This window comes from Acinetobacter sp. UBA2063 (assembly GCF_002333245.1).
Lineage (GTDB): Bacteria > Pseudomonadota > Gammaproteobacteria > Pseudomonadales > Moraxellaceae > Acinetobacter > Acinetobacter parvus.
In genome coordinates, this window is record NZ_DDAH01000045.1 from 1 (window position 1) to 6,135 (window position 6,135).

5 protein-coding genes are annotated in these 6,135 nt (G+C 42.8%); all 5 read left to right on the forward strand.

The window, feature by feature from the left end:
* Positions 1-237 precede the first annotated feature (237 nt).
* Complete coding sequence (gene pilG, locus B4H32_RS02225; RefSeq protein ID WP_286799627.1) at positions 238-621, forward strand: twitching motility response regulator PilG; 384 nt, start codon at positions 238-240, stop codon at positions 619-621.
* A gap of 18 nt (positions 622-639) precedes the next feature.
* On the forward strand, positions 640-1,002 hold the full coding sequence (locus B4H32_RS02230; protein ID WP_286799629.1) for a response regulator: 363 nt from the start codon (positions 640-642) through the stop codon (positions 1,000-1,002).
* A gap of 39 nt (positions 1,003-1,041) precedes the next feature.
* Positions 1,042-1,578, forward strand: a complete 537-nt coding sequence (locus B4H32_RS02235) for a chemotaxis protein CheW (protein ID WP_004681658.1) — start codon at positions 1,042-1,044, stop codon at positions 1,576-1,578.
* Positions 1,579-1,624: 46 nt separating this feature from the next.
* Complete coding sequence (locus B4H32_RS02240; protein WP_004681656.1) at positions 1,625-3,706, forward strand: methyl-accepting chemotaxis protein; 2,082 nt, start codon at positions 1,625-1,627, stop codon at positions 3,704-3,706.
* 152 nt (positions 3,707-3,858) lie between these two features.
* The coding region (locus tag B4H32_RS02245) for an Hpt domain-containing protein (RefSeq protein WP_286799631.1) at positions 3,859-6,135 on the forward strand (2,277 nt) is incomplete at its 3' end.

Here is a 6,135-nt window from a genome sequence, read left to right on the forward strand (position 1 = left end):
CCGTCAATGCGTAAGTCCTAGTAGCTATTTATACAATTAAAAATAGTTAGTATACAAAAAATTTAGGAATTTGTTCAAAAGTGTGCGCTATTTGTTATTGTTAAGGAAAACTGATAAGTTGGTTCAAAAAGCTTCGTTGATAATGCAAGTAAAGATATGTTAAAAATATCAAATAATCTGTATAAAACAAATTAAACCAAACATAATTTGTATTGAGTGATGGGGCAGGACAATTATATGGAAGATAAATTTCAAAATTTGAAAGTAATGGTGATTGACGATTCAAAAACGATTCGCCGTACAGCGGAGACTTTGTTGCAACGTGAAGGCTGTGAGGTCATTACGGCGGTAGATGGTTTTGAAGCATTATCAAAAATTGCGGAAGCAAATCCAGATATCATTTTCGTTGATATCATGATGCCACGCCTGGATGGTTATCAGACCTGTGCATTGATTAAGAACTCTTTAAACCACCAAAATATTCCAGTGATTATGTTGTCAAGCAAAGACGGTTTGTTTGATCAGGCTAAAGGGCGTGTTGTGGGGTCGGATGAATATTTAACCAAGCCATTCAGTAAAGATGAGCTGTTAACTGCGATTCGTAACCACGTTAGCGCATAAAATTAGATTGAGGAAAAAATGGCTCGTATTCTTATAGTAGATGATTCACCTACTGAAACATTTCGTTTTAGAGAAATTTTAACTAAGCACGGTTATGAAGTTTTAGAAGCGACCAATGGGGCGGATGGTGTTACCATGGCGCAGGCAGAGTTGCCAGATTTGGTCCTTATGGATGTGGTGATGCCTGGAATGAATGGATTTCAGGCAACACGCCAGATTAGCAAGGGTAAAGACACACAGCATATCCCTGTTGTGATCGTAAGTACGAAAGACCAGGCGACAGACCGCGTATGGGGTAAACGTCAGGGGGCTTGCGACTATTTGATCAAGCCGATTGATGAACAGCAACTTATCGATGTGATTAAACAACTTTTAAGTTAACCAATACGAGCCTTTTCATTACTCAATACGGGATAGGGTATGGCAGCAAATGGATTTATCGAATTGCTTCGCTTATCCAAGCGGGGCAATAAACAATATGCTTCAACTCAGAATGAAGTCAGCCGATGGTCTGGTATCGCTTTTGAGATGTTAGGGCAATATTTTGTTGCACCATTGGGGGAAATTTCGGAGGTGATCTATCCACCGAAATATACCCCTGTTCCAAATACTCAGGCATGGGTACGTGGCTTGGCAAATATTCGTGGGCGATTGCTTTCAGTTTCTGATTTAAGTCAGTTTATTTCAGGACAACGGAGTCAGTTTTCACCAACACAAAAAGTAATATGTATTAGCCATCAAGATCATTATGTAGGACTGGTTGTTGACCAGGTTCTGGGGATTCAGCACTTTAACAAGAAAAGTTTCTTTTCTCAAAATGCTGAACTCGACAGTAAGTTAAAAGACTACTGTCAGGGTTACTTTCACCAGCATAATCAGCAGTGGCATGTGTTTTTACTGAGTCGGTTGTTGAAAAATCCTCAATACATGAATGCATCAATAAAATTTATAAACTAATTTGTACGCTACGGAAGATAAACGCGTATTCAGGGGAGAAGCTGATATGGGCTTTAAACTCAAAAAGAAAAATGGTGGCGATAGCGCTGGTTTGAAGAAAGGCGGAGCGTTTCTGGAAAATATCCGAACGCAACTGGATCAATTTTCCCGTTTGTTCGGTGAAACAGAAAAATCCAAACCGATTATCTATCGTGCTTTAATTGCTTTGGCCCTTGCAGTCATCCTCTTAATTTACCTATTTGTGAGCGTACCACGTTCCAACCAATTGACTCGTAGTCTGGGTGAATTGCGTCTGTTGTCGCAAATGATCTCGCGTCAGGCAACGGAAGCAACCGCATCTGGTACACCAGAAGCGATGAAAAGTCTGGTTGAGTCGAAGAAGCAGTTTGCTGAAAACCTTGAAACCGTTGAAAGTGTCTATGGTAAAGGTTCTGATGAGTATAAAAAGGTTAACGAGCTTTGGGAGAATGTTTCCAAGAACATTGATCTAATCGCATCTCAACAAAAAATCATTAACCAGCTTTATGATACTAACATCTCGATCAGTGAAACGATTCCCGAAATTCAGGCTGAATATAACCTGATGGTTGACCAGATGGTTCGTGAAAACATGCCAAGTAGCCAGGTAATTATCACGAAAAACCAGGTGTTCATCGCAGAGCGTATTTTACGCTCAATCAACTCGGTATTGGTGGGTACAGATAATTCGAATGTTTCTGCGAATGACTTTGGGGCGGATATTGAAACCTTTGGTGTTTACCTCAATGCACAGCTCAATGGTAGCTCTGAGCTGGGCGTTGACCGTATCACCTCACCAGATCTACGTGAGTCTCTAGAAAGTATTAAGTCTGACTATGACGCTGTCTTGAAATCAGCGGCGGCAACGGTTCTACAAAACGCGAACCAGATTGTTCGTGTACGTCAGGCATCTTCACAAATCTTCTCTCAATCTGATGCCTTATTGACTTCATTGAATGACTTGTCGAAAAAAGCTGAGAGTGGCTGGGGTAATGTTATTGCAGGTATCGTGTTAATTGCCGCATTGGGCTTACTGGTGTTCTCTGCACTGCAATTACTTGCTCTACGTAGTAATACGGATAAAGAGCGTGTAATGCGTCTGCAAGATGAATATGACCGTAACCAAAACGCGATTTTACGTTTACTGGATGAAATCGCCGATTTGGCGGACGGTGACTTGCGTTCTTATGCAACGGTATCGGAAGACTTCACAGGCGCAATTGCGGATTCGATTAACTTCGCGATTGACCAGTTGCGTGACCTTGTATCCCGAATCACGGATACTTCACAGGAGGTTGCACGCTATACCCAGAAGACCCAGGATATTACTAACCAGTTGGCAGAAGCATCTGAACATCAGGCGCAAGAAATTGCAGGTGCGTCAGCGGCGATGAATGAAATGGCATTGTCCATTGATCAGGTATCTGCAAACGCATCTGAGTCTGCTGAGGTGGCACAGCGTTCTGTACAAATTGCATCAAATGGTGCGGAAGTTGTAAACCGTTCGATTGAGGGGATGGACCACATTCGTGAGCAGATTCAGGAAACATCAAAACGTATTAAACGTTTGGGTGAGTCTTCTCAGGAAATTGGTAACATCGTTTCTCTGATCAACGATATTGCCGACCAGACGAACATTCTGGCTTTAAACGCTGCAATTCAGGCATCTATGGCTGGTGAAGCGGGCCGTGGTTTCGCGGTTGTAGCCGATGAGGTACAGCGTCTAGCGGAACGTTCAGCGTCAGCGACCAAACAGATTGAAGGACTGGTAAAAACCATTCAAACTGATACCAACGAAGCCGTTATTTCAATGGAACAAACGACTTCCGAGGTCGTGCGTGGTGCCAACCTGGCAAAAGATGCGGGTATTGCACTGGATGAGATTCAAACGGTATCAGGTGACTTGGCAAAACTGATTGCGAGCATTTCTGATGCAGCGAAACTTCAGTCTGCATCAGCAAGTCATATTGCAACCACGATGAATGTTGTACAGGAAATTACCTCACAAACCACCACAGCAACGTTTGATGCAGCACGTTCGGTTTCTGAACTGGCGAACATGGCTGAATCATTACGTGAATCAGTAACTGACTTTAAGTTACCTGAGTAAGCAGCATAGGAAAGACAGAGTGGGGCGCTGTCTTTCCTATTTAGAGATGTAGAATATCTCAACAAGGTGGTGGTGGAATGCAACGACATCTTGTGTGATAGATACACGTAATTTTTACCCACAACTGGTGGATAAAAACGAAAGAAGCAGCTATGAAACAAATATTAAAAACGTTAGTTGAAACGATGACGCTTCCTGAAGATAGCTATCTTGAACAAGATGCCGAGATTCTTGAGATTTTTATTGAAGAATTGGATGAAATCTTTGCTGAATTAGAACCTTTATTGGTTAAATGGATGGAACAACCTCATCAACAGGATGTACTTACAGATGTGCGCCGCCACTTCCATACCCTCAAGGGTTCAGGGAGAATGGTGGGTGCGAAATCCTCTGGTGAGTTGGCCTGGACGGTTGAAGACACTTTAAACCGTGTTATTTCAGGAACGGTTTCCCTGAACACGGAAATTCAACGCTATGTTCAGGCGGTTTTCAATATTTACCGTTTTAGGCTTGTACATGATTTTAAAGTGGTTCAAAAACATTTGATTGATCTAAAACCACTGGTTTTATTGGGGCAGCAATTACAACAACAGCAAAGCCCAGAGCCTGCACTTTATGAGCTATTAAACCTTGCAAATACTTTAACACATGATGATGTTCAGACGGGTCTTGAGCTGATTGATGGTGTTGAGGATGCCATTGATGACACAATTGCGGCTGATCAGGTGCAACAGGATATTGAGCCTGTCTTGGCGACTATTGAAACTGAGCAGGATGAAGTGCTTGCCAAGGAAACCTTGGCCATCTTCCTGGAGGAGTCAGAAGATCATCTTAGGGCCATTGATCAGTTCCTGTTGAACGAACGTCCAAATAATGATCACTACAATACCTTGATCAGGGCTTTACATACCCTTCGTGGTAGTTCCTCAATGGCGCATGTGGATCAGGTATTTGAAGCAAGTGCTAAAGTTGAAAACCTGTTTAAGACCTTGTTGCAGGATGAACTGGATTCCAGTTCTGATGAAACCGCATTGCTCACCCATTACGCCCAGTTTGTCCGCGATTACCTGCATACCTTAAGGCAGCAGGGCGCGAAACAGAAACTGGATGAGATTTATGACACATTCAATGTGGCATGGGATAGCTATGACTTCCAGCTAGAAGAAAAACATGGTGAGGCAATACGACCACAGGGGCTGGTTTCTGAATTACTAGAATTAAATATTAATGATTTACTGGATGTGGAATTTGATTTTGAAAAACGTGCCCGAAATGAATTTCCTCAATATATCCAGCTGTTAAGTCATCAGGCGGAAATTCTGTTACAGCATACGCATCATCATGCCACGATTGGGATGTATCAATATACCAGCCTATTGCGTTCAAGCTATCAGGACCTGATTTTTAAACCGAGTCTGTTGAATCTTGATTATGCGTTTGAGCTGTATCATCAGGTGCATCAACAGTTTATTCAGTTGTTCGATACCTTGGCTGCTGGACAGCGTGTCACCTTAACCAAGACACATGAAAGTGTCCTGAATGAATTAAGTTTATTTACCCAGCAGAATATTGACTTCTTGGAACAAACATCCACAGACGTTATGGATACTGTACCTGAAACAGTCCAAGATTCTGCGTCTGGTCTTGATATTGCAGACCTGTCAGCACAGTTTGCGCTGGACAAGCAACAGTTACAGTCAGATGAGGCAAATAGTGACTTCGATCCTGACCTGTTGGATATCTTCCTTGAAGAGGCAGATGAGTTGCTGGTGGGGATTGATACGGATCTCAATACATGGACTGCTGACCATAAAAATGTAGGTGCGCTGAAAAACCTGATGCGTTATTTGCACACCCTAAAAGGTGGTTCAAATATGATTCAGGCGCGTCATATCGGCCTGATTGCACATGAGCTGGAAACAATTTACGAGAAGCTGATTAACCAGCAGATTCAGGTAACACCACAGCTGATTGCCTTGATTCGTTCAGTTCAGGATGATATTGCAGATCGTATTCAAACGATTCGCGACCAGCAGGTTGACTACCCATCGGCTCATGTCTTGCAGGTTCTGGCAAACCTTGATCAGATGACGGGTACATTCGAAGCCAAACCTGTGGCGGTTAAACAGCTTGAAGAGACAGATGAAGAGATTGATTCAGTTGGTGTGGAAGAAGAGAAAGCTGTTTCTAATCTCCCTGTTCAGACAGAATCTCCACATACCGCAGTTGATGTTACGGTATTGGCAGCCCAGCTTGGACTCGATAAGAAGCAATTGCAGTCAGCCGAATCAAACAGTGACTTTGATCCTGACCTGTTGGATATCTTCCTTGAAGAGGCAGATGAGTTGCTGGTGGGAATTGATGCTGACCTCAGTACTTGGGCAGCAGACTATCAGAATGTGGGTGCCCTGAAAAACCTGATGCGTTAT